The 24594-nt window shown below is 61.1% G+C and carries 23 protein-coding genes and 1 pseudogene; 11 read left to right on the top strand and 13 right to left on the bottom strand.

Annotated features, from left to right (window positions below; translation table 11 throughout):
- Window positions 1-20: 20 nt before the first annotated feature.
- The 3 genes from NBG89_RS01065 to NBG89_RS01055 form a co-directional block, all read right to left on the bottom strand.
- A complete protein-coding gene (locus NBG89_RS01065) occupies window positions 21-680 on the bottom strand; it encodes a hypothetical protein (RefSeq protein ID WP_431321348.1) in 660 nt (219 codons plus the stop codon).
- Window positions 677-3109 (bottom strand): arylsulfatase, encoded by a 2433-nt coding sequence (locus NBG89_RS01060; protein WP_431321347.1) that lies wholly within the window; start codon window positions 3107-3109, stop codon window positions 677-679. Before NBG89_RS01060 ends, NBG89_RS01065 begins: the two co-directional genes overlap by 4 nt.
- Before the next feature lie 302 nt (window positions 3110-3411).
- Window positions 3412-3870: an Lrp/AsnC family transcriptional regulator gene (locus NBG89_RS01055; RefSeq protein WP_431321346.1), complete on the bottom strand. Its 459-nt coding sequence runs from the start codon at window positions 3868-3870 to the stop codon at window positions 3412-3414.
- A 120-nt stretch (window positions 3871-3990) separates the two neighbouring features.
- On the opposite strand from NBG89_RS01055, the gene NBG89_RS01050 reads away from it, so the two are divergent.
- The gene (locus NBG89_RS01050; protein ID WP_431321345.1) at window positions 3991-5274 is read left to right on the top strand and encodes a cystathionine gamma-synthase family protein; all 1284 of its coding nucleotides are present in this window, start codon (window positions 3991-3993) and stop codon (window positions 5272-5274) included.
- 30 nt (window positions 5275-5304) lie between these two features.
- On the opposite strand, the gene NBG89_RS01045 is transcribed toward NBG89_RS01050, so the two are convergent.
- Window positions 5305-5676: a hypothetical protein gene (locus NBG89_RS01045; protein WP_431321344.1), complete on the bottom strand. Its 372-nt coding sequence runs from the start codon at window positions 5674-5676 to the stop codon at window positions 5305-5307.
- A gap of 148 nt (window positions 5677-5824) precedes the next feature.
- Window positions 5825-6052, bottom strand: a pseudogene (locus NBG89_RS01040) (VOC family protein); the annotation flags it as partial.
- Between the two features lie 140 nt (window positions 6053-6192).
- On the opposite strand from NBG89_RS01040, the gene NBG89_RS01035 reads away from it, so the two are divergent.
- Genes NBG89_RS01035 through NBG89_RS01020 form a run of 4 tightly spaced genes read left to right on the top strand, consistent with a single transcriptional unit; the run spans window position 6193 to window position 11711 of the window.
- Complete coding sequence (locus NBG89_RS01035; protein ID WP_431321343.1) at window positions 6193-7989, top strand: acyl-CoA dehydrogenase C-terminal domain-containing protein; 1797 nt, start codon at window positions 6193-6195, stop codon at window positions 7987-7989.
- Window positions 7990-8025: 36 nt separating this feature from the next.
- Window positions 8026-9234, top strand: coding sequence for an acetyl-CoA C-acetyltransferase (locus NBG89_RS01030; RefSeq protein ID WP_431321342.1), 1209 nt, complete (start codon window positions 8026-8028; stop codon window positions 9232-9234).
- 10 nt (window positions 9235-9244) lie between these two features.
- Window positions 9245-9460, top strand: a complete 216-nt coding sequence (locus tag NBG89_RS01025; protein ID WP_431321341.1) for a hypothetical protein — start codon at window positions 9245-9247, stop codon at window positions 9458-9460.
- 34 nt (window positions 9461-9494) lie between these two features.
- A complete protein-coding gene (locus NBG89_RS01020) occupies window positions 9495-11711 on the top strand; it encodes a 3-hydroxyacyl-CoA dehydrogenase NAD-binding domain-containing protein (RefSeq protein ID WP_431321340.1) in 2217 nt (738 codons plus the stop codon).
- A gap of 69 nt (window positions 11712-11780) precedes the next feature.
- Here the strand turns inward: NBG89_RS01020 and NBG89_RS01015 are convergent, their stop codons facing one another.
- The 5 genes from NBG89_RS01015 to NBG89_RS00995 all read right to left on the bottom strand — a co-directional run bounded on the left by NBG89_RS01015 (window position 11781) and on the right by NBG89_RS00995 (window position 17430).
- Entirely contained in the window at window positions 11781-12209 is a 429-nt protein-coding gene (locus NBG89_RS01015) for a plastocyanin/azurin family copper-binding protein (protein WP_431321339.1), read from the bottom strand.
- A 132-nt stretch (window positions 12210-12341) separates the two neighbouring features.
- Window positions 12342-13457, bottom strand: a complete 1116-nt coding sequence (locus tag NBG89_RS01010; protein WP_431321338.1) for a flavin-containing monooxygenase — start codon at window positions 13455-13457, stop codon at window positions 12342-12344.
- A gap of 34 nt (window positions 13458-13491) precedes the next feature.
- On the bottom strand, window positions 13492-13965 hold the full coding sequence (locus NBG89_RS01005) for a VOC family protein (protein ID WP_088691302.1): 474 nt from the start codon (window positions 13963-13965) through the stop codon (window positions 13492-13494).
- Between the two features lie 70 nt (window positions 13966-14035).
- Complete coding sequence (locus NBG89_RS01000; RefSeq protein ID WP_431321337.1) at window positions 14036-15445, bottom strand: DUF1254 domain-containing protein; 1410 nt, start codon at window positions 15443-15445, stop codon at window positions 14036-14038.
- Window positions 15446-15807: 362 nt separating this feature from the next.
- Entirely contained in the window at window positions 15808-17430 is a 1623-nt protein-coding gene (locus NBG89_RS00995) for an ABC-F family ATP-binding cassette domain-containing protein (protein WP_431321336.1), read from the bottom strand.
- 281 nt (window positions 17431-17711) lie between these two features.
- Here NBG89_RS00995 and NBG89_RS00990 point away from each other — a divergent pair, with 281 nt between their 5' ends.
- Window positions 17712-18347: a TerC family protein gene (locus tag NBG89_RS00990; protein WP_088691300.1), complete on the top strand. Its 636-nt coding sequence runs from the start codon at window positions 17712-17714 to the stop codon at window positions 18345-18347.
- A gap of 23 nt (window positions 18348-18370) precedes the next feature.
- Here NBG89_RS00990 and NBG89_RS00985 read toward each other — a convergent pair whose 3' ends face one another.
- Entirely contained in the window at window positions 18371-18982 is a 612-nt protein-coding gene (locus NBG89_RS00985; RefSeq protein WP_431321335.1) for a DUF922 domain-containing Zn-dependent protease, read from the bottom strand.
- 262 nt (window positions 18983-19244) lie between these two features.
- Between NBG89_RS00985 and NBG89_RS00980 the strand changes: the two genes are divergently transcribed.
- Together NBG89_RS00980 and NBG89_RS00975 are read left to right on the top strand one after the other, a co-directional pair.
- Entirely contained in the window at window positions 19245-20165 is a 921-nt protein-coding gene (locus NBG89_RS00980) for a sulfite exporter TauE/SafE family protein (protein ID WP_431321334.1), read from the top strand.
- Window positions 20165-20971: a TIGR02186 family protein gene (locus tag NBG89_RS00975; protein WP_431321333.1), complete on the top strand. Its 807-nt coding sequence runs from the start codon at window positions 20165-20167 to the stop codon at window positions 20969-20971. The genes NBG89_RS00980 and NBG89_RS00975 overlap by 1 nt, the downstream gene beginning before the upstream one ends.
- Here the strand turns inward: NBG89_RS00975 and NBG89_RS00970 are convergent, their stop codons facing one another.
- Window positions 20972-21478 (bottom strand): winged helix-turn-helix transcriptional regulator, encoded by a 507-nt coding sequence (locus NBG89_RS00970; protein ID WP_431321332.1) that lies wholly within the window; start codon window positions 21476-21478, stop codon window positions 20972-20974.
- Between the two features lie 94 nt (window positions 21479-21572).
- On the opposite strand from NBG89_RS00970, the gene NBG89_RS00965 reads away from it, so the two are divergent.
- Window positions 21573-22136 (top strand): dihydrofolate reductase family protein, encoded by a 564-nt coding sequence (locus NBG89_RS00965; protein WP_431321331.1) that lies wholly within the window; start codon window positions 21573-21575, stop codon window positions 22134-22136.
- Window positions 22137-22178: 42 nt separating this feature from the next.
- Here NBG89_RS00965 and NBG89_RS00960 read toward each other — a convergent pair whose 3' ends face one another.
- Window positions 22179-23246 carry a cyclic nucleotide-gated ion channel gene (locus tag NBG89_RS00960; RefSeq protein WP_431321330.1) on the bottom strand — a complete coding sequence of 356 codons (1068 nt, stop codon included), beginning with the start codon at window positions 23244-23246 and terminating at the stop codon, window positions 22179-22181.
- Window positions 23247-23421: 175 nt separating this feature from the next.
- Here NBG89_RS00960 and NBG89_RS00955 point away from each other — a divergent pair, with 175 nt between their 5' ends.
- Together NBG89_RS00955 and NBG89_RS00950 are read left to right on the top strand one after the other, a co-directional pair.
- Window positions 23422-23886, top strand: coding sequence for a GNAT family N-acetyltransferase (locus NBG89_RS00955; protein WP_431321329.1), 465 nt, complete (start codon window positions 23422-23424; stop codon window positions 23884-23886).
- A 106-nt stretch (window positions 23887-23992) separates the two neighbouring features.
- A complete protein-coding gene (locus NBG89_RS00950; RefSeq protein WP_088691292.1) occupies window positions 23993-24574 on the top strand; it encodes a transglycosylase SLT domain-containing protein in 582 nt (193 codons plus the stop codon).
- Window positions 24575-24594 lie beyond the last annotated feature (20 nt).

Genomic DNA, 24594 nt, shown 5'->3' with positions numbered 1-24594 from the left:
GTCACGAAGACGCTGCGACACTAGCACGGAGGCAGCGGATAGTAGCCGCAGGCCCGTGGCGGATAGTAAGGACGATCGTAGACGGCAGCGGCAGCTCCCGCCGCAGCCGCACCGTACCAGGCTCCCCGGTAGGCCGTGCGGCGCGCCACGCCTGCAACAGACATCGGCGTCCTCGGCATTCCAATAATATCGATGAAGATCGATGCTGGGCCATCGGCCCTGGCGAGACTGTCTTCCAGCACGTCCACCTTGAACGTCAGGTTCGTGCCCTCGAGCTTCGGCGCCTTAAGAACGACGACGGCGTCCTCAACGCTCGACGCATCCTTGTTTAGCACCGAGACGGTGGCGTTCGGCGGATCCTTTTCGAAGCTGCCGCCCTCAGCCCACTCTTCCAGCAAGTGCGTGGTCAGCGCATGGCCGGCTGAGCGGACCGGCCGGTCGGCGAACAAGATCGAGTTGTTGGAAATGCTCGTCAGCGTCAGCGTGTCGCCTTTCAAAGTCGCGCCGTCGGAATTCATCACGATCAGTGACGGGACCAGTTCGGTCTTCTGCGTGCTCGAGGTGCCGATGGACTTCGTCGCTGGCGCGGTGATGGCATTTTCGGCCATCGCTGTCGACGGTGTGAGAATGCCGAGCGTCGCGGCCACCGCAAGGGTGCTGATCGTGTGTTTGAGGCTCATTGGTTGCTCCTGCCTAGCTCGAAGGTTAGTTTGTCGATCTTGCCGGTGAACCTGAACGGCGTGTCGTAGCGATACTCCACGAGCGCCACGCCTGTGCGCGTATCAAGGCCGACGTCGAAGGTCTCGTCCTCAGGGAACGTCACCGGAATGCCGTGTTCCAGCGAGTTGCGGGCAACTTCTTTTCCGTCGACGGAAAGGACACCCTTACCGCCTGTACCCAGATTGGTGCCGTCCGCCTTGTAGTCGAAGGTGATCCGGTGCTTGCCCGCTTCCAGTTCTGGCCCTTCCCACATGGTCCGCTTGAGGTCGAGCAAGTTGTAAAGGAACACCACTTTGCCTCGCCCTACGCCAAAGTCGCCCTTGCTGAGGAACAGGCCGTAGCCGCCGAAACGTCCGCCTTCCGTGACGATCATCCCCTCCGCACCGCCCTCGGGAATGTCGACATCGGCGGTGATCGTGTAGGACTTGTTCATGATGTCGGGCGCCGCACTCGCTGGCACGCCGCTCAATTCACCAGAATAAGTGAATTGCGTTCGCCCGGCCGTGAGGTTCGGGCGCGGCGTGTTCCAGCGGGTAAGCGTCGAGTTGTCGAGCGGCAGCACGTTGTACTTTTTTGCCTCGGAATAGAAGAGGTCCTGCATCTGTTTCAGCTTGTCGGGCGTGGCCGACGCCAGGTCGTTGGCCTCGGTGGGATCATCCACGACGTTGTAGAGTTCCCAGTTGTAGCCGGTGATCACGTCGGGCGGCGTCTTGGTGCTGAGTTCCCATGGAAGCGTGGCCGGCGTCGTCGCCGCCACCCAGCCGTCGTGATAGATGGCGCGGTTGCCGAGCATCTCGAAATATTGCGTATCGTGCCGTGTGGGAGTGTTCGCGCTGGACTTGTTCCAGGTGTAGACCATGCTCACACCCTCGATCGGGCTCTGCGGAATACCGTTGATCATGTCCGGCGCCGGGATGCCGGCCGCCTCGAGTATGGTCGGCACGATGTCAATGACGTGGTGGAACTGGCGGCGAATGCCCCCGGCATCGGTGATATGGCCGGGCCACGACATGACGACGCCCTGCGAGGTTCCCCCGAAATGCGAGGGCACCTGCTTGACCCACTTGAACGGCGTGTCCATCGCCCACGCCCAGCCGGCCGCATAATGCGGGAAGGTTCGTTCCGAGCCCCAGAAAGGATACCAGAGGAACTGGTCCTTGACCGGCACCGGGACACCGTTGAAGGTCGTGAACTCGTTCGGCGTGCCGTTGACCATGCCCTCGGCGCTCGCGCCATTGTCGCCACCGATGTAGATGATCAACGTGTTGCCGAGTTCGCCAAGGTCGTTGACCGCCTGGACGACGCGTCCGATCTCGTGGTCGGCATAGGCGAGGTAGGCGCCGTAGATGTCCACTTGCCGGATGAACAGCTTCTTCTCGTCGAAGCTCAAGGAATCCCACCGGGGCAGCCCGTCCGGCCAGGGCGTCAGCTTGGCGTCCTGAGGCATGATGCCGAGCCGCTTCTGATTGGCGAAGATCGTCTCCCGCACCTTGTTCCAGCCATCGTCGAACAAGTGCATGTCGCTGATCTTCTTTATCCATTCTGGCGTCGGATGATGCGGCGCGTGGGTGGCGCCCGGGACATAGTAGACGAGCCATGGCTTGCCGGGGGCGATCTCCTTCAATTGCTTGATGTAGCCGATCGCTTCATCGGCCATTGCTGTCTCCAGGTTCCAGCCGGGATTGCCTTCGAAGGGGTAGATTGCCGTGGTGTTGCGGTACAGGTTCGGCTGCCACTGACTGGCATCGCCGCCGACGAAGCCGTAGAAGTAATCGAAGCCCATGCCGTTCGGCCACTGGTTGAAGGGTCCCGCCTGGCTCGACTGATAGGACGGCGTGTTGTGGTTCTTGCCGAACCACGACGTGGCGTAACCGTTTTCCTTCAGGATCGTGCCGATGCTGCCCTTCCCGATCGGGATGATGGAATCGTAGCCGGGATAGCCCGTCGCGATTTCACCCACGACGCCGAAGCCGACCGAATGATGGTTGCGCCCGGTGATCAGGGCGGCCCGCGTCGGCGAGCAGAGCGACGTGGAGTGGAAATTGGTGAAGCGCAGCCCCTCCTTCGCGATACGATCCATCGTCGGCGTGGGAATGACGCCCCCGAAGGTGCTGGGCGCTCCGAAACCCTGGTCATCCGTCATGATCAGGAGCACGTTCGGCGCCCCCTTTGGCGGCACGATGCGTGGCCGCCACCACGGTTGCGATTCATCTGCCTTTTCCTTGATCACCCCACCGAATTTCGGATCAGCCTGAGGGATCTGCTTTCCCTCGATGGTGGTCGTGGCGCCCGGCGAGCCGAGCGCGCCGGTGACCTGCTGAGCCAGTCCCGGTGTGCAGCCGAGAGCAACAAAACCCGCACATGCCAGCAAACTGCGAACGATCTTCATCTCGGCAGCCCCCTCAAGCGTTGCAACCGGATTTCTCGCACAACTCGCATAATTAGAAATTTCTAATATAACATCGGGGCGAAGCCAGGTCGAGCGTTGCCTTTAGGTCAACAACCCCCAAGCAGTGACGGCAGCCCGATCGACCACATAGAACCCGCGCCGCAATGATTGTGTTGAAACACGCCTGTGGGCACCAGTCAGAGATCTACCCGCAGCATCCGGGGCTAACGGGGCCGGGATCGTGACAAGTCGACTGGGAAGGCTGCGGCTTAGCCTTTTTCAAGCGGCGCGGGCTGCGGAGACTACACCCGCCGCGCCTTGATCGTATTCATCACGAAGCTGGTCTCGATCGTATCAACACATTTCAGGCGGGCAATCTTATCCTTGATGAACCGCTCATAGTCTTCGAGGCCCGAGCTCATCACCTTCAGCACATAGTCGCGCGACCCGGTCACCAGATGGCATTCGAGCACCTCGTCCCACGCGCGCACGGCGCTCTCGAACATCTCGATCTCGTCCTCGTGCTGGCGGCTGAGGCGAATGGAGGCCAGCGCCGTCATTGTCCAACCGTCAACGGCTGGATCGACGAGCGTGGTGTAGCCCTGGATAATTTCCGCATCCTCAAGCCGGCGCAGGCGACGAAGGCAGGCCGATGCGGAAAGCCCCACGCGTTCCGCAAGCTCGTTGTTCGGAAGGCGGGCATCGCCCATCAGCTCCTTGAGAATCTTCCGGTCCATATCGTCAGCAATTTTCTGCGTCACAATTCGCCATTCTCCGCACTAAGTTGCTCAAGAGAGCATGGCGCCGCGGCAAATAGCAAGAACAGTCCTCGCGTTCTGATATAATTTGCGAGCATCACGGCATCTCTCGAGGAGACGACAATGACCGCACCGCACCCTTCCAAGACCCATATCGGCAATCATGCCCTGCATCCCGAGACGCAGATGCTGAACTACGGCTACGACCCGGAACTATCGGAAGGGGCGGTGAAGCCGCCGGTATTCCTGACGTCGACATTCGTCTTCAAATCCGCCGAGGATGGTCGCGACTTCTTCGACTACGTATCCGGCCGCAAGGAGCCGCCAGCCGGCAAGGGTGCGGGTCTCGTCTATTCGCGTTTCAATCATCCCAACAGCGAGATCGTCGAGGACCGGCTTGCCGTTTACGAACGGACCGAAAGCTGCGCCCTCTTCTCGTCCGGCATGTCGGCGATCGCCACGACGCTCCTGGCCTTTGTTCGTCCTGGTGATGCGGTGCTCCACTCCCAGCCGCTCTACGGTGGAACGGAGACCCTGCTGGCAAAGACGTTCCTCAATCTCGGGGTTGCGGCCGTGGGTTTTGCCGATGGCGTCAGCGAGGCATCGGTCCAGGCGGCTGCAGAAGACGCCCTGGCCAAGGGCCGCGTGTCGATGATCCTCGTCGAGACCCCGGCCAATCCGACGAACAGCCTCGTCGACGTCGCAATGATCCGCCGTGTCGCCGACGCGATCGGCAGAAAGCAGGGCCTGACGCCGATCATCGCCTGCGACAACACGCTGCTTGGCCCCGTCTTCCAGCGGCCGATCGAACACGGCGCCGATATCTCGCTCTATTCGCTGACCAAGTATGTCGGCGGCCATTCCGATCTGATCGCCGGTGCGGCACTTGGCTCGAAGGCCGTCATGAAGCAGGTCAAGGCGCTACGCGGCGCCATCGGCACGCAGCTTGATCCGCATTCCTGCTGGATGCTCGGCCGTTCGCTGGAAACGCTTCAGATTCGCATGGAGCGAGCCGATAGTAACGCGCGTGTGGTCGCCGATTTCCTGCGCGAGCACCCGAAGGTCGAGGGGATTCACTACCTGCCCTATCACGATGCGAAGTCGCCGGTCGGGCGCGTCTTCGCGGCGCAGTGCAGCGGCGCCGGGTCGACCTTCTCCTTCGACATCAAGGGCGGCCAGCCGGCATCCTTCAAGTTCCTGAACGCCCTGCAGATCTTCAAGCTGGCGGTCAGCCTGGGCGGTACGGAATCGCTTGCCAGCCATCCGGCAACGATGACGCATTCCGGCGTGCCGGCCGACGTTCGCCAACGAATCGGCGTCCTGGAATCAACCATCCGCCTGTCGATCGGCATCGAGCATCCGGACGATCTCGTCGCCGATCTGCAACAGGCGCTGGACGCTGCGTGAACGTAGAGCCGTTCAGGTTCTAGCGGCGGCTCAGGCGGCCGCCGTTTCCCTCACGTCGTCGAGCAGGAAATGCACGACGACATATTTCGTCGTGTAGTGGCGGCCGCTGTCGGAGACATTGTTGACGCTGCCGCCATCGGCGGGGTGCCAGCGATGATAGTGCGGGCTAGTGGTGATCAACGTGATCGCCTTGCCGACCATCTTGCCGTCGAGCCGGTAGCGCATCTCGGCGAGCGGCCAGATACGCTCATAGTCATCCATTGAAATGCGGACTTTCAGTGCCTTGCGGCTGACCGCTTCGCTGCGCGAGCCGTCCTCATGCTCCACCGCCGGCAGCTCCAGCGTGACTTCCTCGGCTCCGTCGAGAATGGAATTGAACTCCTCCGGCCACATCCGTCTCATAAAATCGCTCCTCCAAAGCTCTTTCATCGGTCTGCACGCGAAGTCTAGCGCGTCTTCGCTCGGACGCAACCCGGTTGCGTGGCGAGGAGGACGAGGGTTGGTGATTGTGGAAGTCGGTGCGACGCTCTCGCGTCTGTCGTCCCGCCTCTCACCGATACGCGGCTTCCAGCTTCGCGATGTCGAGCTTCACCATGCCGAGCATGACTTCGGTAACCCGTTTTGCGCGTTCGCGGTCGGGATCGGCAATCATCTCCATCAGTACGCGTGGAACGATCTGCCAGTAGAGGCCCCAACGGTCCCGCAACCAGCCGCACTGTTCTTCCACGCCGCCGTTCTTCAGGAAGGCGGCCCAGATCCTGTCGATCTCCGCCTGCGTTTTCTTTCCGACAATGGCGCAGATCATTTTTACAAAATCGCGCGTCATCGACATTTGACGTTTACGCAAACGTCAATATTTTGTAAGAGACTCTCAAATGCCGGTTTCGTCCGGTGTGCCGAATTGGAGGAATTCGAACAATGCCAGTCTACAAGGCCCCGGTTAACGACACGCTCTTCGTCCTGAACGACGTGCTCGGCCTGGAACGCTACAACAATCTCCCGGGGTTTGCCGATGCGACGCCTGACATGATCGAGGCAATCCTCGGCGAGTCGGCAAAGATTGCCGAGGAAGTGCTCTTTCCGCTGAACTACTCTGGCGATCAGGAAGGCTGCGTGCGACACGAAGACGGCTCGGTTTCTGTGCCAAAGGGCTTCAAGGACGGCTACGACGCCTACTGCCAGGGCGGCTGGACCGGACTTGCCGTTCCCGAGGAATTCGGCGGCCAGGGCCTTCCCTATGCGCTGCATGCCGCCGTCGGCGAATATACCTCCGCCGCCAACATGTCCCTGATGATGTATCCGGGGCTAACCCAGGGTGCAATCGCTGCAATCCTCGTGCATGGCTCGGACGAGCAGAAGCAGACCTATCTGCCGAAGATGATCTCCGGCGAATGGTCCGGCACCATGAACCTCACCGAGCCGCATTGCGGCACCGATCTCGGCCTGCTGCGCACCAAGGCCGTGCCGCAGGCGGATGGCAGCTATAAGATCTCCGGCCAGAAGATCTTCATCTCGGCCGGCGAGCACGACATGACCGACAACATCGTGCATCTGGTGCTGGCCCGCATCGAGGGCGCACCAGAGGGCACCAAGGGTATCTCGCTGTTCATCGTGCCGAAATATCTCGTCACGGCGGATGGCACCGTTGGCGAGCGCAACCAGGTCTCCTGCGGTGCGATCGAACACAAAATGGGCATTCACGGAAACGCCACCTGCGTGATGAATTATGACGGAGCGACCGGCTTCCTCATCGGCGCGGAGAACAAGGGCCTCAGCGCCATGTTCGTGATGATGAACGAGGCGCGCCTCAGCGTCGGCCTGCAGGGACTGGCAATCTCCGAAGTCGCCTACCAGAACGCGGTCAACTATGCCCGCGAGCGCATCCAGGGCCGCTCGCTCTCCGGCCCGAAGGCGCCGGACAGACAAGCCGATCCGATCATCGTGCATCCCGATATTCGTCGTTCGCTGATGACGATCCGTGCCTTCAACGAGGCAGGCCGCGCCTTCCTCCTCTGGACGGCTCTGAAATCCGACATCGCCCACCGTTCGGCGGACGAGAAGGAGCGCCAGACAGCCGATGACATTCTCGGCCTCGTCACCCCGATCCTCAAGGGCGTGATGACCGATAAGGGCTTCGACCACGCGGTCATGGCTCAGCAGATCTTCGGCGGCCATGGCTACATCGAAGAACAGGGCATGAGCCAGTATGTGCGCGATGCGCGCATCGCCATGATCTACGAAGGCGCCAACGGCATTCAGGCGCTCGACCTTGTCGGCCGCAAGCTTGCACAGAACGGCGGTCGCGCCGTCATGGCGCTGTTCAAGGAGATCGGCGATTTCTGCGAAGAGAACCGCAACGACGAGCAGATGACCTTCTTCACCAAGAACCTGAAGAAGGGCTTGAACGACGTGCAGGCGGCGACCATGTGGTTCATGCAGCACGCCATGGCCAAGCCTGACAATGCCGGCGCCGGCTCGACCGACTACATGCACCTCTTCGGGCTCGTCGTGCTCGGCTATATGTGGGCGAAGATGGCGAAGGCTGCAGAGGACGGCCTTGCGGCAGGAGAGGCGGAGCGCGAGGCGTTCCTTCGCAACAAGCTGATCACCGCCCGCTTCTTCATGGAGCGGATCATGCCGGAAACGGCGCTGCGCAAGGCCCGCATCGAGACCGGCGCAGAAACGATGATGACCTTAGCCGCCGAGGCTTTTTGAGTTCAACGGCACCCGCGCCGATAGGGAGATAGAGGAATGACCGAGGTTTTCATTTACGACCACGTGCGTACGCCACGCGGCCGCGGCAAGAAGGATGGTTCGCTGCACGAGGTGCCGTCGGTACGGCTGGCCGCCAAGACACTGGAGGCGATCCGCGACCGCAACGGGCTTGACACCGCAACCGTCGACGACATCGTCATGGGCTGCGTCGATCCAGTGATGGAAGCAGGCGCGGTGATCCCGCGCGGTGCCGCCTTCGAGGCGGGCTATTCCACCAGGGCGCCCGGCATGCAGATTTCCCGCTTCTGCGCCTCTGGGCTTGATGCGGTGAATTTCGGCGCAGCGAAGATCGCCCAGGGCGCCGATGACATCGTCATCGCAGGAGGCGTCGAGAGCATGTCGCGCGTCGGCCTCGGCATGTCCGGCGGCGCCTGGTTCATGGACCCGTCGGTGAACTTCCCTGCCTATTTCATGCCGCAGGGCATCTCGGCCGATCTCATCGCCACCAAATACGGTTTCTCGCGCGACGATGTCGACGCCTACGCGGTCGAGAGCCAGAAGCGCGCGGCGAACGCCTGGGACAAGGGCTACTTCAAGAATTCCGTCATTCCGATCAAGGACCAGAACGGCCTGACGATCCTTGCCCATGACGAGCACATGCGCCCAGGCACCGACATGCAGGCGCTGGCGGCGCTCACCCCCTCCTTCCAGATGCCGGGCGAGATGGGCGGCTTCGAAGCCGTCGCCATTCAGGCCCATCCGGAGGTCGAGCGTCTCAACTATGTCCACCACGCCGGCAATTCCTCCGGCATCGTCGATGGCGCAGCCGCCGTGCTGCTCGGCTCCAAGGCCGGCGGCGAAAGCATGGGCGTGAAGCCGCGCGGCCGCATCAAGGCCTTCGCCAATATCGGCTCGGACCCGGCGCTGATGCTGACCGGTCCGGTCGACGTCACCGAGAAGCTTCTGAAGCGCACCGGCATGACGCTCGCCGACATCGATCTCTTCGAGCTCAACGAAGCCTTCGCCGCCGTCGTGCTGCGCTTCATGCAGGCCTTCGCGATCCCGCACGACAAGATCAACGTCAACGGCGGCGCGATCGCCATGGGTCATCCGCTCGGCGCCACCGGCGCGATGATCCTGGGCACGGTGCTGGACGAACTGGAGCGGCGCGACTTGAACACCGCGCTCGTCACGCTCTGCATCGGCGCCGGCATGGGCACGGCGACGGTGATCGAACGCGTCTGAGGAAGACCGGATGGAACGCGAGGTCTACCGGCGAGAAATGAACCGGATCGAACGGCAGTTCGCGCAGCACAATCTGGAGAAGGACATGGCTGCGGACTACGCTGCCGCCTTCTCAAAGGCGGATGCCGGCGCACGCGTGCGTGAGCTCAAGTCGGCAAACCGTGCGCTGCTGGTCCTTCTCGCCGTGATTGCCATCGTGTTTGCGGTCGTTATCGCCGTCTATTGACGAAAACGAATTTGAGGGAAGAGGAAATCCCATCATGAGCACTTACAAGAACTTCACCGTCGAAACAGACGCCGACGGCATCGCCCTTGTCACCTGGGACATGCCCGGCAAGTCCATGAACGTCTTCACCGAGGAGGTGATGGACGAGCTGAATGCTATCGTCGACGCCGTGGTTGCCGATAGCGCTGTCAAGGGCGCGGTCATCACCTCGGGCAAACCGAGCTTTTCCGGCGGCGCGGACCTCTCGATGATCAGGTCGATGTTCTCGCTCTATCAGCATGAGAAGGCCACCAACCCCGATGGCGCAGCGCAGAAGCTGTTCGATCTCGTCGGCCGCATGACCGGCCTGTTCCGCAAGATCGAAATCTCGGGCAAGCCGTGGGTCTCGGCGATCAACGGCACCTGCATGGGCGGCGCCTTCGAAATGTCGCTCGCCTGCCACGGCCGCGTCGCCTCGAATGCCAAGTCGGTGAAGATCGCACTGCCCGAGGTCAAGGTCGGCATTTTCCCCGGGGCCGGCGGCACGCAGCGCGTCTCGCGCCTGGCGGATGCCCAGTCAGCGCTGCAGATGATGACAACAGGCCAATCGCTGACGACAGCGCGCGCCAAGGCGATGAACCTCGTGCATCAGGTGGTCGAGCCGGATCAGCTGATCCCCGCCGCCAAGCAGATGATCAAGGACGGGCTGAAGCCCGTCGCCCCCTGGGACGAGAAGGGCTTCAAAGCGCCCGGCGGCGGCATCTGGACGCCTGCGGCAGCGCAGCTCTGGCCGGCCGCACCGGCGATCCTGCGCCGCGAGACATCAGGCAACTATCCGGCAGCACTCGCCATTCTGAAATGCGTGTATGAAGGCCTGCAGGTGCCCTTCGACACCGGCCTCAAGATCGAGCAGCGCTACTTCACCGAGATCCTGCAGACCAACGAAGCCTTCTCGATGATCCGTTCGCTCTTCATCTCCATGCAGGAGCTCGGCAAAGGGGCCCGCCGCCCCGGCGGCGTTGCAAAGACGGAGTTGAAGAAGGTGGGTGTCGTCGGCGCCGGTTTCATGGGAGCCTCGATTGCCTATGTGACCGCCGCCGCCGGCATCCCCGTCACCCTGATCGACCGCGACATCGAAGCGGCGACCAAGGGCAAGGCCGTCGGCGAAGGCCTGGTGAGGGACTCGATCGGTAAGGGACGTCTTACGCAGGATGACGGTGCGGCACTGCTGTCGCGCATCGTCCCCTCCGCCGATTATGCTGACCTCAAGGAAGCCGATCTCGTCATCGAAGCCGTCTTCGAGGATCGCGAGGTCAAGAAGACTGTGATCGAGGCCGTTGAAGCCGTGTTGCCGGAAGGCGCCATCTTCGCCTCCAATACATCGACTCTGCCGATCACTGGTCTTGCCAAGAACTCCAAGCGCCCGGCCGATTTCATCGGCGTGCACTTCTTCTCGCCGGTCGCGAAGATGATGCTGACGGAGGTCATCCTCGGCAAGGAGACCGGCGACAAGGCGTTGGCCGTGGCGCTCGATTATGTCGCCGCGATCAAGAAAACGCCTATTGTCGTCAACGACACCCGCGGCTTCTTCGTCAACCGCTGCGTCTTCCGCTACATCCACGAAGCCTATGACATGCTGATCGAGGGCGTTCCGCCCGCGATGATCGAAAATGCCGCCAAGATGGCCGGCATGCCGGTTGGACCACTGTCCCTCAATGACGAGGTGGCGATCGATCTTTCGCAGAAGATCCTCAAGGCCACCGTCGCCGATCTCGGCGAGGCCGCCGTTAATCCGAAGCACATGGCGCTGATCAACAAGATGGTCGACGAGCTCGACCGTCGCGGCCGCAAGAATGGCAAGGGCTTCTACGACTATCCGGCGAAACCGGCCAAGAAGTCGCTATGGCCGGAGCTGAAGACCTTCTACCCGCAGAAGAAGGCGGAGGAGGTCGATGTCGAAGTGCTGAAGCAGCGTTTCCTCGTCACCATCGCGCTCGAAGCGGCGCGCACCATCGAGGAAGGTATCGTCACCGATCCGCGCGAGGCCGACGTCGGCTCCATCCTCGGCTTCGGCTTCGCCCCCTACACCGGCGGCGTGCTCTCCTACATCGACGGTATGGGCGTGAAGACCTTTGTGACGCTCTGCGAGAAGCTTGCGGCAAGCTGTGGCGTACACTTCAAGCCGACGGCGCTGCTCAAGGACATGGCCGACAAGGGCGAGACCTTCTACGGTCGGTTTGATCCTTACGCAAAGGAGAAGGAGGCGGCCTGAAGCCGCCTCCGGGTACCTTTCATCTAAGCCAGCCGGATGCTTTCGGCTGGCTTTTGGTCTCCCTGACGGCTATCTCGTCACCGTCAGGCCGGCCTGCATGCCAGCTTCGTAATGCCCTTTGATATTGCACAAAAGCAGATAGGCGCCAGGGGCGAGTTTCGCTTTCAACTGCCCGTCCGCGCCCGGCTTGAGGTCCGAGACTTCGCCAACGCTCTTGAGCTGCTTTTCGTCGACCCGATGCCTGGAAGCAATCACCGGGATCTTCTGGTCGGGGGACTTCAGCTTGACGAGCACCATCTCGTGCTCCTCGGTCATCGCGTCGTTGTGAACGGCGAAGATTGTTTCGCCCGCCTTGATCGTGGTCTGGTCAAGCGTCAGGGTCATCGGCCCGCCGCCCTCGCCACCTTCGGTGACCTTCACCGTCGTAGCCGCCCATGACGGTGAGGCAATTGCGAGCGTGGCAGATGCGGCGATAGCGTACCATGTGAACCTGTTCATCAAATCAGCCTTTCCGTTGCAGCCCGTGCTTCGTGTAGGCAGCGCGACTGACGCTAACCTGAAGGGCTGGTGCAACCGTCGCAAGCTCCACAACACAAAAATCGGCGCTGAGATCGAGCAGCGGACGACGCGTCATCTGCCGGCGATCGAGGCCGCGATCTTCTCCGCCTCTAGTCCGATTTGCCGGAGCAGGCCGGTCGGCACGGCGGTGAAGCCACAAAAGTAGAGGCCGTCATTGGCCGGCTGAAGCTCGCCGCGGCCGGGGCCGTCGGCGCCGCCAAATCGCTGCGCGAAATCGGGCAGAAGCGCCTCGAGCGCCGGCCGGTAGCCGGTCGCCAGGACGATCGCGTCGAACATGCCGGATCGGCCGTCGGCGAAATGCACGCGCCGATCCTCGGATTTCGTGATTGCGGGGAACACCTTGATGTCCCCCGACCGGATCCGCTCGATCGTTCCGATATTGATCAGAGGCGTGCGGCCCCTTTCGATGATACCGGCCAGTGGCCCGCCTTTTGCCCGCACCAGCCCGAATTTCCCGAGATCACCGAACCGCAGGCGGAGGATCGGCGCGTTTACCGCATCGACCAGCCGATAGGGAAGGAACTGCTCGGCGATGGCGATACTGGCGCTCGTCACACCAAACAGCTCGAGCGGCACGACATTGACCGGGCCGCGCACGGACATCGCGACATCAAGGCCATCCTCGGCACATTCGAGCGCGATCTCGCCGGCCGAGTTGCCAAAACCGACGACGAGGACGTGCCCGGCCGCAAGCTCCGCAGCATTCCTGAACTCCGAGGAGTGTAGAAGCTTGCCGGCAAACCGGCCCTGCCCTTCCCAGGTCGGTCGTATCGGCGCGTTCGCGAGGCCGGTCGCAATGATGATGTTGCTTGCCTCGAATGGTCCATCGGAACTCTCCACGGTCCACATGTTGTCCTTTCGGATCGCCGTCGCGCGCACGCCAAATCTGACCTCGATGTCGTTCGACGAGCTGTAGGTTTCGAGATACTCGATGACCTGCAGCCGCGACGGGTACCTCGGAAACCGCCGCGGCATCGGCATTCCCGGCAGCGCCGAGTGCATCTTGTGGGTGTGCAGACGAAGGCGGTCGTAGTGGTGATGCCAGGACGCTGCCAACGTATCGCCCTTTTCGAGCACCAGAAACGAGCGACCCCGCGCGTGCAGCGCCGCGGCGCAGGCCAATCCCGCCGGTCCGGCTCCGATGATGATCGTCTCTGCATCCGTCATGGAGATCTCGAAGCTGCGCGAATTATACTATGGGCTAGCCACGCCGCGCCGCCTCGATCGCCGCGACGTCGATCTTCCTCATGGTCATCATCGCATCGAAGGCGCGTTTTGCCTCGTCACCGCCGATCGCCAGCGCTTCGGTCAGCACCCGTGGGGTGATCTGCCAGGACAGACCCCATCTGTCCTTGCACCAGCCGCACTCGCTTTCCTGACCGCCGTTGCCGACGATCGCGTTCCAATAGCGGTCGGTTTCCTCCTGGTTGTCGGTGGCGATCTGAAACGAGAAGGCCTCGTTGTGCTTGAACACAGGCCCTCCGTTCAGGCCGATACAGGGAATGCCGGCAACGGTGAATTCGACCACCAGCACATCTCCCTGCTTGCCGTCGGGATAATCTCCGGGCGCGCGAATGACGGCACCCACCGCGCTGTCGGGAAAAGTTTCCGCGTAGAACCGGGCTGCAGCCTCGGCGTCCTTGTCGTACCACAGGCAGATCGTGTTCTTGGCCATTGCGCGAGTCCTTTCGCTCTTCGCTTGCTGTTCCCTTCCTTGACATAAGCGGCAAGCCACCTTTCTCCACCTAGGGCGCGGTGATTTTGACCACATCGGGTAGAATCCATTTCTTGTCGAAGAACTCCTTCGTCGGACCATAGGCGCGGAACATCAGTTCGAACGACCGCTTCGGATCGGTCGGCACCCAGTTGGCGTCCTTGCCCTTCGGGGCCTTGGCAGCGAAGTAGAGATCGACGGAACCATCGCTGTTCTTCACTAGATCGGGAATCTGCGATGAGCGGCTGGCACGTGCGACATTCTTGATCAGCGCGTGCGTCTGCCGGTCATAGGCCGTCACCGACCAATACTGCTGAACGGGAACATTCGCGGGTATATTCAGGTGATAGGTCCTGCTGCCGTCGAAGGCGTCGCCGTTCTTGTCGCAGATCGAGATCGAATAGAATTGGCCGGCCCCCAACCTCTTGATGCCGATATAGGCGTAGCTGTAGGCGACGCCGCGATGGTCGACCGGATAGGCGTCCGGCGCATCGAAGTTGGATTGCGCGGCTGTGATAAGATCCGGATAGGCCGGGAAAGTCCATCGGCTCTTTTCGGTAAAGAACGGCGGCAGGCCGGCATCGTATTTTGCTTCCAGCAGCGTCTCGGCCTCCTTGATGCCCTTGGTCAACAAGGATTTCGTGTGCTGATCCGGCTCAAATGGTTTGCCTTTCTCGATTCCGAGGGACTTCAGCTGGTCGATCATCACGCGGTCGCGGGCGATCCACGGTTCCTCCTGGATGACACGATTCAGATTGTCGAAAAAGCTCTCGTCCCATCTGATCGTGGAGTCGAACACGGTATCCTTGACGTCGGAGAAGACGGTCTCCGGCGGATTGCCTGCGGTCGACAGGGGATAGACCCTAAGCTTCCTTCCGTAGTCGATGGAGGCCTGGACATCGGCATCGTCATGGCTTGCGAGGTTCGAACGAAACAGCATGTAGCCGCCGTAGACTTCGGACTGCAGTGGAATGAACCCGTCCGGCAGCTTTTCCTTGTAGCCTGGAGGCAGGACGACGAACTTGCCGCCCTTGCCCTTGTCGTATCCAAGCAGGCCGGCATCCTCGAGCGGCAACTGCCATGCGGTAACGATGTTGCCATTGAAGGAGGCCTTTTCCTCGGCCGGTGGCAGATCGAGAACGACAGGGCCATCCTTCGTGCTGAAGAAAACCATGAAGTACAGGGCGTCCGGATTGGGCGTCAGCGTCTGATTTCTCCAATCCAGCGGACGCCCCCAGTAGATGACCTGTCCGACCTTCCCTGGTGTCTTGGCAAGCATTTCCTGCCGCATCAGATCGTAGTTGACTGCCGGTATTCCCCATACGACGGCCTGGACCGCCTTGCGCTCTATTTCCTGGTCAAATGTCTGCCGCATCGCCTTGTCCGCAGAAAGCGCGGGGCCCGCGAGGAGCAATGTGCACAGTAAAGCGATGAACCTCATGATGGCATTCCTCCGATCCTGATGCGCTTTGGGGAGTGAATGCCTGAGAAACGCAAATCGGAAGTACGTTACGGTAAATCGGCCCGCAAAAGGCGGCCGCCATCCCCGCCTGCTGCCGCGGCCGCGCATGCCAGGGCAAGCTGGCGACGGCACAGATGCAGCACGATCCGGCTATCACCTCTATTCCCGCCTTCCGCGCTCCAACGAGGACCGGCGCCAGATCATTCACGGCGAAATACCGTGATCTGGAGCGCCGCTTGGCCGAGGCGGCGAGGGATAGCCGGGCCGACCTCAAAGGACGGCATCCCGGCGAGGCATCTGCTTTGTATCGAACCCACAGGCCGGCGGTCGCTACGTTCTCCTCAGCCCCGCAGGCCGGGTGCCTCGTAACCGGTGCGCTCGACATATTCCGTATAGCCACCGCCATACTGATGGATGCCGTCAGGCGTCAGCTCCAGCACGCGGTTGGAGAGCGCCGCGAGGAAATGCCGGTCGTGCGAGACGAACAGCATCGTGCCCTCATATTGCGACAGCGCCTTGATCAGCATTTCCTTGGTATCGAGATCCAGATGGTTGGTCGGCTCGTCGAGGACGAGCAAGTTTGGCGGATCGAAGAGCATCTTGGCCATGACCAGCCGCGCTTTTTCGCCACCCGACAACACGCGGCACTTCTTTTCGACGTCGTCGCCGGAGAAGCCGAAGCATCCGGCAAGTGCGCGCAGCGGCGCCTGCCCTGCCTGAGGGAAGGAATCCTCCAGCCATTCCAAGACCGTCCGCTCGCCATCGAGCAGATCCATGGCATGCTGCGCGAAATAACCCATCTTGACGCTGGCGCCAAGCGCGACGCTGCCCTGATCGGGTTCGGCGGAACCCGCGACCAGCTTCAACAGGGTCGACTTGCCGGCGCCGTTGATGCCCATGATGCACCAGCGCTCCTTGCGGCGGACCATGAAGTCCAGACCTTCGTAGATGGTCCGGCTGCCGTACTTCTTGTGAACGTTTTTCAGATTGATGACGTCCTCGCCGGAGCGTGGGGCCGGCAGGAAGTCGAAGGCGACGGTCTGGCGGCGCTTCGGCGGCTCGACCCGGTCGATCTTCTCGAGCTTCTTGACACGGCTCTGAACCTGCGATGCGTGCGAGGCCCGCGCCTTGAATCGCTCGATGAACTTGATCTCCTTTGCAAGCATCGCCTGCTGGCGCTCGAACTGCGCCTGCTGCTGCTTCTCGTTCTGCGCTCGCTGCTGTTCGTAGAACCCGTAATCGCCGGAGTAGCTGTTCAGCGAGCCGGCGTCGATCTCGATGATCTTGCTGACGATACGGTTCATGAACTCGCGGTCGTGCGAGGTCATCAGCAACGCGCCGTCGTAGGTCTTCAGGAAATCCTCCAGCCAGATCAGGCTCTCGAGATCCAGGTGGTTGCTCGGTTCGTCGAGCAGCATGACATCAGGGCGCATCAGCAGAATGCGCGCGAGTGCCACGCGCATCTTCCAGCCGCCCGACAGCGCACCGACATCGCCATCCATCATTTCCTGCGTGAAGCTCAGGCCGGCCAAAACTTCGCGCGCACGGCCCTCGAGCGCATAACCGTCCAACTCCTCGTAGCGCGCCTGGACTTCGCCGTAGCGCTCGATGATCCGGTCCATCTCGTCGAGTTTGTCGGGGTCGATCATTTCCGCTTCGAGCTCACGCAGCTCCGCTGCGACGACGCTGACGGGGCCGGCGCCTTCCATGACCTCGGCCACGGCGCTGCGGCCCTCCATCTCGCCGACATCCTGATTGAAGTAGCCGATCGTCACACCCTTTTCGGCGGCGACCTGGCCTTCGTCGGGCTGCTCCTGCCCCGTGATCATGCGAAAGAGCGTCGTCTTGCCGGCGCCGTTCGGGCCGACGAGACCGATCTTCTCGCCTTTATTGAGGGCCGCGGATGCCTCGATAAAGAGGATCCGGTGGCTGTTTTGCTTGCTGATATTCTCGATACGAATCATGTCTGCGTGGAGTCCGAAAGCGTTGCCATGCCCCTCGATCATGCGGGCCGGGGGCGTTTTGCGGCTCTCGCTAGCACGTTCGCCGCGTCATGGCCAATCCCGGCCCATGCAAAGAAGCTTAGGTCAGCAAAATGAAGGTCGTTTGTCGGCTGGACGGAACTGCAACGGCCGGCAGAACTTTTCCATAATGCGCCCGCGCCACTTGATCAGCCGATCAGCGATCATTTATGCGTTGTCAGCACGCCGGGGGGCGTTTTGCATATGTCAGGGATTGTCACATCATGGAAATCTTCACTTCGGCCGGCTTGCTGGCGCTTCTGCAGGTCGTTCTCATCGACCTCGTGCTCGCCGGCGACAACGCCGTCGTCATCGGCCTTGCCGCGGCCGGGTTGCCGGCCGACCAGCGCAAGAAGGCGATTCTCGTCGGTATTCTTGCTGCCACGGTATTGCGTATCGCGCTTGCCAGCGTCACCGTTCAGCTTCTCGAGATCATCGGCCTGCTGCTTGCCGGTGGTATTCTGCTGCTCTGGGTCTGCTGGAAGATGTGGCGCGATCTGCGCAACGGCAGCAGCGGCGAAGCAGATGGTGCCGAGGGCGGCGCGGCGGCACCGAAGAAGACCTTCTTCCAGGCAGCCAGCCAGATCGTCATCGCCGACGTGTCGATGTCGCTCGACAACGTGCTTGCAGTCGCAGGGGCCGCCCGCGAGCACCCGACGATCCTTGTCATCGGCCTGATCCTGTCGATCGCCATGATGGGTATCGCGGCGAACTTCATCGCACGCCTGCTCAACCGCTACCACTGGATCGCTTATCTTGGTCTGGCCATCATCATCTATGTGGCGCTGAACATGATCTATCGCGGCACCCTGGAAGTCTGGCCGCACCTGGCTCCGGTCGCTGCTGCCGCCTTGGGCTGATCCGGCCTAGGTTCGAACGGCCCTCAGGGGCCGTTCACCAGCTGCAGGACGAGACGGCGGATATTGCCACCCTCGCTCATCTCCAGCTTGTCGAAATCGCGCCCCTGCTGTCGCTGTCGCGCGGAAAGTTCGCCAAGCCGCTTCGTCAGTTCGACCCGGATCTTGCTGCAGTCAGGGTCATCGTCGGCGGAAAAACCGATGCTCATCGCCTCGATGTCCCTGACCATTTCCTTGATATAGTCGCCGTGCACCCGCTCATGCGTTTCAATTCCGGCAATGAAAGTCGCCCAGCTTGCCTGCGTTGCCATGGGAAGCTTTGTGGCGGGCTTCGGCAATGTATAGGTGATAATCAGCTTCGGCCGCGCCACGGCAAGTACGCAGGCGTTTCCCCGGCGCTCGTATTTTCTGGTCCAAGTCAGCTTAAACGTCGTATGCGCCACCGCGCGACCGCCGCCGAGCTCGGGACCGCGCTCGCCGATGGAATTGTAGAGCGCCGCACCGGAACTGCCGGTCACCGCATAGGTCTGCACCTGTTCAACCGGTTGCCATTCCGCCCTTGCTGCGATCGGCTGCAGGACACAAGCCGCCAACAACCAACGAACCAACCCTGCCTTCACGCGAATCCCCTGGATCATGCCGTGTCGACCCTAGTCGGCAGGTGCGTCACGTTCAACCGCAACGGATCAAGCATAGCGACGGATCCTGCGAAGCTCGTCCATCTAACGGTCTGTCATAAAACCCAAAAAAAGCCTGAATATTCGAGAGTGATCACACTATCGAGCGGATTGCACGTCGCGTATCGAAATCCTCTGGCAACGATTTCACTGTATGATGCGCCATTCGAACGGGATGTAGGAACGCCTGCCTGCGGGGGCAGTTCATAGATCGGGGTCTGCTGTGACAATCTATCTGCCTATCGCAGAATTGTCGGTGAACATCTTCATCATTCTCGGCATGGGGGCAGCCGTCGGCTTTCTCTCCGGAATGTTCGGTGTCGGCGGCGGCTTCCTGATCACGCCACTGCTGATCTTCTACAACATCCCACCGGTCGTAGCCGTCGCCACCGGCGCCAACCAGGTTGTCGCCTCCTCCATATCGGGTGCCATCACGCATTTCCGGCGCGGAACGCTCGACGTGAAACTCGGAACCGTGCTGCTCATCGGCGGTCTGACTGGCGCGACGGTCGGCATCTGGATCTTCTCGCTGCTCAGGCAAATCGGCCAGCTCGATCTCATCATCTCGCTGCTCTACGTCATCTTTCTCGGCACGGTTGGCGGGCTCATGCTGCTCGAAAGCATCAATGCCATGCGCCGGGCGGCGAAGAACGTGCCGCCGACACCACGACGCCCCGGCCATCATCATTGGGTGCACAAGCTACCGCTCAAGATGCGGTTCAAGAAGTCGAAGATCTTCCTGAGCGTGATCCCTGTCGTTGCCCTTGGCTTCGGCATCGGCATCCTGACGTCGGTCATGGGCGTCGGCGGCGGCTTCATCATGGTGCCGGCGATGATCTATCTCCTGCGTATCCCGACGAATGTGGTTGTTGGTACATCGCTGTTCCAGATCATCTTCGTGACCGCCTATACAACGGTCGTACAAGCCGCCACCAACTTCTCGGTCGATATTGTGCTCGCGTTCATCCTGATGATTGCCGGCGTGGTCGGCGCACAATATGGCGTGCGTGTGGGACAGAAGCTGCGCGGCGAGCAACTGCGTGCGCTGCTAGGGCTTCTCGTACTCGCTGTTGGCCTTCGCCTTGCCGTTGCGCTCGTCGTAACGCCGGCGGACGTCTATTCCGTGGTCATGGGAGCGAATTGATGCGCCGCTTCCTCGCCGCCCTGCTGTTTTGCGCCACGATGCTACCCGGTGTCGCGACCGCGCAGATGCTGCTCCCGGGCCAAGCCACGCAAGCGACCGCCGAAGGGCTTGAGATCGGCACGTCCACCAGCGAAATCGCCATCACCTCGGATTTCCGCGGCGCGGATCTGACGATCTTTGGAGCCGTGACCAACACCGACAGCCTGCTCTTGGCGATCGGCCAGTATGATGTGGTCGTTGTTCTTGAGGGGCCACGGGAAAATGCTACGGTGCGCCGGAAAGAGCGCGTGTTCGGCATCTGGGTCAACACGCGCTCGATGACCTTTGAGGCTGTGCCGCACTCCTATTCGATGTCGAGTTCGCGCATGCTGGATGATATCACCACGCCGCTCGACCTGACGGACATGGGGATCGGAATCGACCATATTCCGCTGACACCGGTCGGCTTCGTCGGCAATGCCAGCAATCTCGGCGAGTTTCGGCAGGCCTTTCGCCGGCTGCAGGAAAACGGGGGGCTCTACGATCGCGACCCGAGCGGTGTGCGTTTCGTCAGTTCCAGCCTCTTCAAGGCAAGTCTGCGACTACCGGCAAACATTCCGAACGGGGTGCACACCGTACGCGCCTATCTCTTCAAGAGTGGTAGCTTCGTCACTGAGAAGTCGGTTCCGCTGCGCGTTATCAAGACCGGGATCGAGCAAATGATTACCGACGCGGCGCACGCGCAGCCGATCGCCTACGGCCTGCTCTCTGTCTTCCTGGCGCTGATCACCGGCTGGGGCGCCAGCGTGGTGTTCCGCAAGGATTGATCAGGCCGATTTCGCCTTGCGGGCCACGACATCGAGATAGGCTTCGGTCAGGCGTGCGAGCACGGACGGCGTTCCAGCGGCCAGCTTCTTGCCTAGATGCTTGGCGCGCAACTCATCCATGAAAGCGTCCCAGAGCTCTGCACCTCCGGTCTCCAGAAGCTCGGCCCGGATGGAAAGCTCCTCGGAAACTGGGAGATGTCGTCTGCCCCAGGCCCCCATATGCGCGAAGATCGGCACCAGCTGGATCGCCATTTCGGTCAGACTGTAGATTGCCTTCTGCTTATGGCTTGGATCGTCCTCACGGGTCAGCAATCCTCTGTCGACCAAGCGACGCAAGCGATCGGCCAGAATGTTCGAGGCAATCCTCTCCTCCGAATTCTGCAGCAGTTCGCGGAAATAGCGTCGATTGCCGAACATGATGTCGCGAATAATAATCAAGCTCCAGCGATCGCCGAGAACCTCGAGCGTCAGATTGATCGGGCAGCCGGAGCGGTGAGCGTCGTCCATTAGCACCTTCCAAAAACTGCTTGCATTTTGCCACCGGTCGATCTAGCTTTCAACCAGTTGCTAATTGCAATCAGTTTCGAGAGAGGACGAGGAGATGAGAAAGCTTATCGTTTGGAATCTGATGACGCTTGACGGCTATTTCGAAGGCACGAAGCCTTGGGATATCGATTTTCACACTCTTGTCTGGGGTCCCGAACTGCAACAGTACTTCGAGCGTCTTGGCGAAGAGGGCGACCTGCTCGTCTTCGGCCGCAAGACATATGAGGGCATGGCCGCCTATTGGCCGACGGCCACGGACGAGGAAGGCGAGAAGATCAAGACCTATATGAACGGCATTGCCAAGATAGCCGTCTCGAGGTCGATGACGACAGCCGACTGGAACAATACCCGCGTCGTGAGTGAACCCGTCTCGGAACTCAAGAAGCTGAAGGCCGAAACCGGCAAGTCGATCTTCATTTTCGGCAGCGCCGAACTGGCGGATTCACTCCTGAAGGAAGGACTGGTGGATGAAATCCGCATCTGCCTTGTGCCTATCATCCTCGGCGGCGGCAATCCGCATTTCAAACCGGCCAAGCAGCGGCTTCCACTGAAGCTACTCGACAGCGCGACGACCGCGGCTGGCGCAGTTATCCTGCGCTATGAGCCGGCCAAGGCGTAACCCCGCCGGCTGCGGCAATGCCGCAGCCATCCCAGGCTTGAATCAATCCTTCGGCATCCCGCCCCGTCGCTCCAGCGCCGTCTTGCGGATGATCTCCGCGATCTCCGGACTACTGCTCGACAGCATCTGGAAGTCCACCGCGTAGAGCGACAGCAGCGACACCTCCGTTGCTGCGCTGACCGTCGCTGAGCGCGGTTCGCCACTGATGAGCGCCATCTCGCCGAAAAAGCTTCCGGCACCGAGTTCCACCGGATGGTCGGGTGTCGCCACACTGACCCGCCCCTCAACGATGAAAAACATCTGATCGCCAACATCGCCCTTGCGACAGATCACAGCACCGGCGGGGACAATGCGCGGTCGCAACGCCCGAACGATCTCGATCAGTGCCGCGGAGCCAAGCTTCTGGAACAGGGGCACGGCGGCGACCAATTGCCAGTTGCGAACGAAGTCCTGGCGGCGAACCTCTTCGTAGAAGCCGGTGGCGAGGATGCCGGCCCAAAGCGCAAAAATGCCGATCCCGCTCATCATCACCAATCCGGCCAGAACTCGACCTGCGAGGCTCTGCGGGATCTCGTCGCCGTAGCCGGTCGTCGACAGCGTCACGACCGCCCACCACATCGCCTGCGGGATGCTGCCGAACTTATCCGGTTGGACGTCTCGCTCGATGACATAACCGGCCAACGCAGCGCCAAAGAGAACGATACCGAACACCGATGTCACGCCAAGCAAATTGCGCGATTCGTTCGCGACCACCTTTGCCAGCAGCCTGAAGAAGGTCGAATCCCGCAATGGCTTGAGAAGCCAAATGGCGCAAAAGAGGTTTCGATCACGGGACCCGACGAACAAGAATGCAGCAGCCGGAACCAGAACCGCGAGCAAATCAATCACAAGGGCTGGCATCCCGTCCGACAGGCGGTGTCGCCGTGAAAGCAATGTGCCGCTCAATTGAAGGACATAGGCCAGCCAAATTGCCGCAAGTAGCAACTCAAAGGCGAGCCTCTCCTGTTCAGCAAGGCCCTGCGTCGTCAATGCGGCAACGACCAAGAGACCGATTGTAGCGAGCAGCGCATTGAGCGGCGTCGAAATTTTCGAGAAAGGCACTGCCGACATCACATACTCCCAACCGCCCAGGCATTGGTCGACAATAGATGCCTTCGGGCCACACGCAAGGGACACAGGGACTGCCCTGTGTCCTCCGCGCCAAGCAATTTGGCAACCTGAATCGCGTTACAGCATTTCCCTAAGAGTGTAGATCATCCAGAAAGCGAAACGGATGCTTGCGACGATGCTGACTTTGCGACGCTATGTGCCGGCAGACTGCGATAATACGGTGGAGATTTTCCTCCGCGCGATCCTCGAGGTTGCATCCCGGGACTACACGCCGGCGCAGATCGAAGCCTGGGCTAAGGTAGACGACCGACAGGTATGGGCGGAGCGCCGGGCAAGCCGGCCAACCTGGATTGCCGAAGTGCAGGATCTGCCGATTGGCTTTGCCGACCTGGAGCCCGACGGGCATCTGGACATGATGTTCGTTCACCCCGACCATCAAGGGATCGGTGCGGCGCGTACGCTGCTGCAAAGGATAGAGGCAGAAGCTCAGAAACTCGGCCTCAAACGCATCTTTACCGAAGCAAGCCTGACGGCCAGGCCCTTCTTCGAACGGCGAGGTTTGGTCGTGTTGGCACGACAAAGCGTCGAGAAGCGCGGACAGACGCTGGCCAATTTCCGGATGGAAAAGCCGCTCTCATAAATCGACTGGCCCCTGTCGCCATTTGCTGGGGCAACTCGCATCGACTAAAAACCGCTCGTTAATATTTACGAGTTAGTAATCTCTCGGAAACGAGAGGTTCCTTGTAATGCGTATCCGTGCCCTCCCCGTTCTCGTGCTTCTGGCACTTGTTGCCGGCTGCGCGACGGCTCCCAAACAGACCCGAAACATCTGCGCCGTTTTCGACCAGCGCGACGGGCTTTTCACGAGCTGGCAGCACGCGGCGGAAAAGACCGAGCGCAAATATGGGGTTCCGGTTCCGATCCTGATGGCGACTATGTACACCGAGTCCGGCTTCCAGCCTTATGCGCGACCGCCGCGCACCAAGCTGTTCGGCTTTATTCCCTGGACGCGCCCGTCCACCGCCTACGGCTATTCGCAGGCGCTCGACGGCACCTGGGATCACTATCAATCCGCCACCGGCAGCTGGGCGGCGCGCCGCACCAACTTCGCCGATGCGATCGATTTCATCGGCTGGTACCATTCACAAAACAGCCAGTTGACGGGCATCCCGCTGAACGATGCCTACAACCTCTACCTCGCCTACTATTCCGGCCCGAAAGGCTACATGCGCGGCGACTGGCGCTCGAATGCGCAACTGCAGAAGACGGCGCAGCGGTTCAACAACATGGCAGTGACCTATCAGCGGCAGTTGCAGGAATGCAACTGAACTCTTCGGAGCGAACTGAA

This window comes from Rhizobium sp. YTU87027 (genome assembly GCF_050644135.1).
Lineage (GTDB): Bacteria > Pseudomonadota > Alphaproteobacteria > Rhizobiales > Rhizobiaceae > Rhizobium.
This window is presented reverse-complemented; position numbering and strand designations above follow the sequence as displayed.

Bases quoted from the DNA above. Each gene is read 5' to 3' on its own strand.
- NBG89_RS01065 (WP_431321348.1), bottom strand. From the start codon at position 680: ATGAGCCTCAAACACACGATCAGCACCCTTGCGGTGGCCGCGACGCTC.
- NBG89_RS01060 (WP_431321347.1), bottom strand. From the start codon at position 3,109: ATGAAGATCGTTCGCAGTTTGCTGGCATGTGCGGGTTTTGTTGCTCTC.
- NBG89_RS01050 (WP_431321345.1), top strand. From the start codon at position 3,991: ATGACCGCACCGCACCCTTCCAAGACCCATATCGGCAATCATGCCCTG.
- NBG89_RS01045 (WP_431321344.1), bottom strand. From the start codon at position 5,676: ATGAGACGGATGTGGCCGGAGGAGTTCAATTCCATTCTCGACGGAGCC.
- NBG89_RS01035 (WP_431321343.1), top strand. From the start codon at position 6,193: ATGCCAGTCTACAAGGCCCCGGTTAACGACACGCTCTTCGTCCTGAAC.
- NBG89_RS01030 (WP_431321342.1), top strand. From the start codon at position 8,026: ATGACCGAGGTTTTCATTTACGACCACGTGCGTACGCCACGCGGCCGC.
- NBG89_RS01025 (WP_431321341.1), top strand. From the start codon at position 9,245: ATGGAACGCGAGGTCTACCGGCGAGAAATGAACCGGATCGAACGGCAG.
- NBG89_RS01020 (WP_431321340.1), top strand. From the start codon at position 9,495: ATGAGCACTTACAAGAACTTCACCGTCGAAACAGACGCCGACGGCATC.
- NBG89_RS01015 (WP_431321339.1), bottom strand. From the start codon at position 12,209: ATGAACAGGTTCACATGGTACGCTATCGCCGCATCTGCCACGCTCGCA.
- NBG89_RS01010 (WP_431321338.1), bottom strand. From the start codon at position 13,457: ATGACGGATGCAGAGACGATCATCATCGGAGCCGGACCGGCGGGATTG.
- NBG89_RS01005 (WP_088691302.1), bottom strand. From the start codon at position 13,965: ATGGCCAAGAACACGATCTGCCTGTGGTACGACAAGGACGCCGAGGCT.
- NBG89_RS01000 (WP_431321337.1), bottom strand. From the start codon at position 15,445: ATGAGGTTCATCGCTTTACTGTGCACATTGCTCCTCGCGGGCCCCGCG.
- NBG89_RS00995 (WP_431321336.1), bottom strand. From the start codon at position 17,430: ATGATTCGTATCGAGAATATCAGCAAGCAAAACAGCCACCGGATCCTC.
- NBG89_RS00990 (WP_088691300.1), top strand. From the start codon at position 17,712: ATGGAAATCTTCACTTCGGCCGGCTTGCTGGCGCTTCTGCAGGTCGTT.
- NBG89_RS00985 (WP_431321335.1), bottom strand. From the start codon at position 18,982: ATGATCCAGGGGATTCGCGTGAAGGCAGGGTTGGTTCGTTGGTTGTTG.
- NBG89_RS00975 (WP_431321333.1), top strand. From the start codon at position 20,165: ATGCGCCGCTTCCTCGCCGCCCTGCTGTTTTGCGCCACGATGCTACCC.
- NBG89_RS00970 (WP_431321332.1), bottom strand. From the start codon at position 21,478: ATGGACGACGCTCACCGCTCCGGCTGCCCGATCAATCTGACGCTCGAG.
- NBG89_RS00965 (WP_431321331.1), top strand. From the start codon at position 21,573: ATGAGAAAGCTTATCGTTTGGAATCTGATGACGCTTGACGGCTATTTC.
- NBG89_RS00960 (WP_431321330.1), bottom strand. From the start codon at position 23,246: ATGTCGGCAGTGCCTTTCTCGAAAATTTCGACGCCGCTCAATGCGCTG.
- NBG89_RS00955 (WP_431321329.1), top strand. From the start codon at position 23,422: ATGCTGACTTTGCGACGCTATGTGCCGGCAGACTGCGATAATACGGTG.
- NBG89_RS00950 (WP_088691292.1), top strand. From the start codon at position 23,993: ATGCGTATCCGTGCCCTCCCCGTTCTCGTGCTTCTGGCACTTGTTGCC.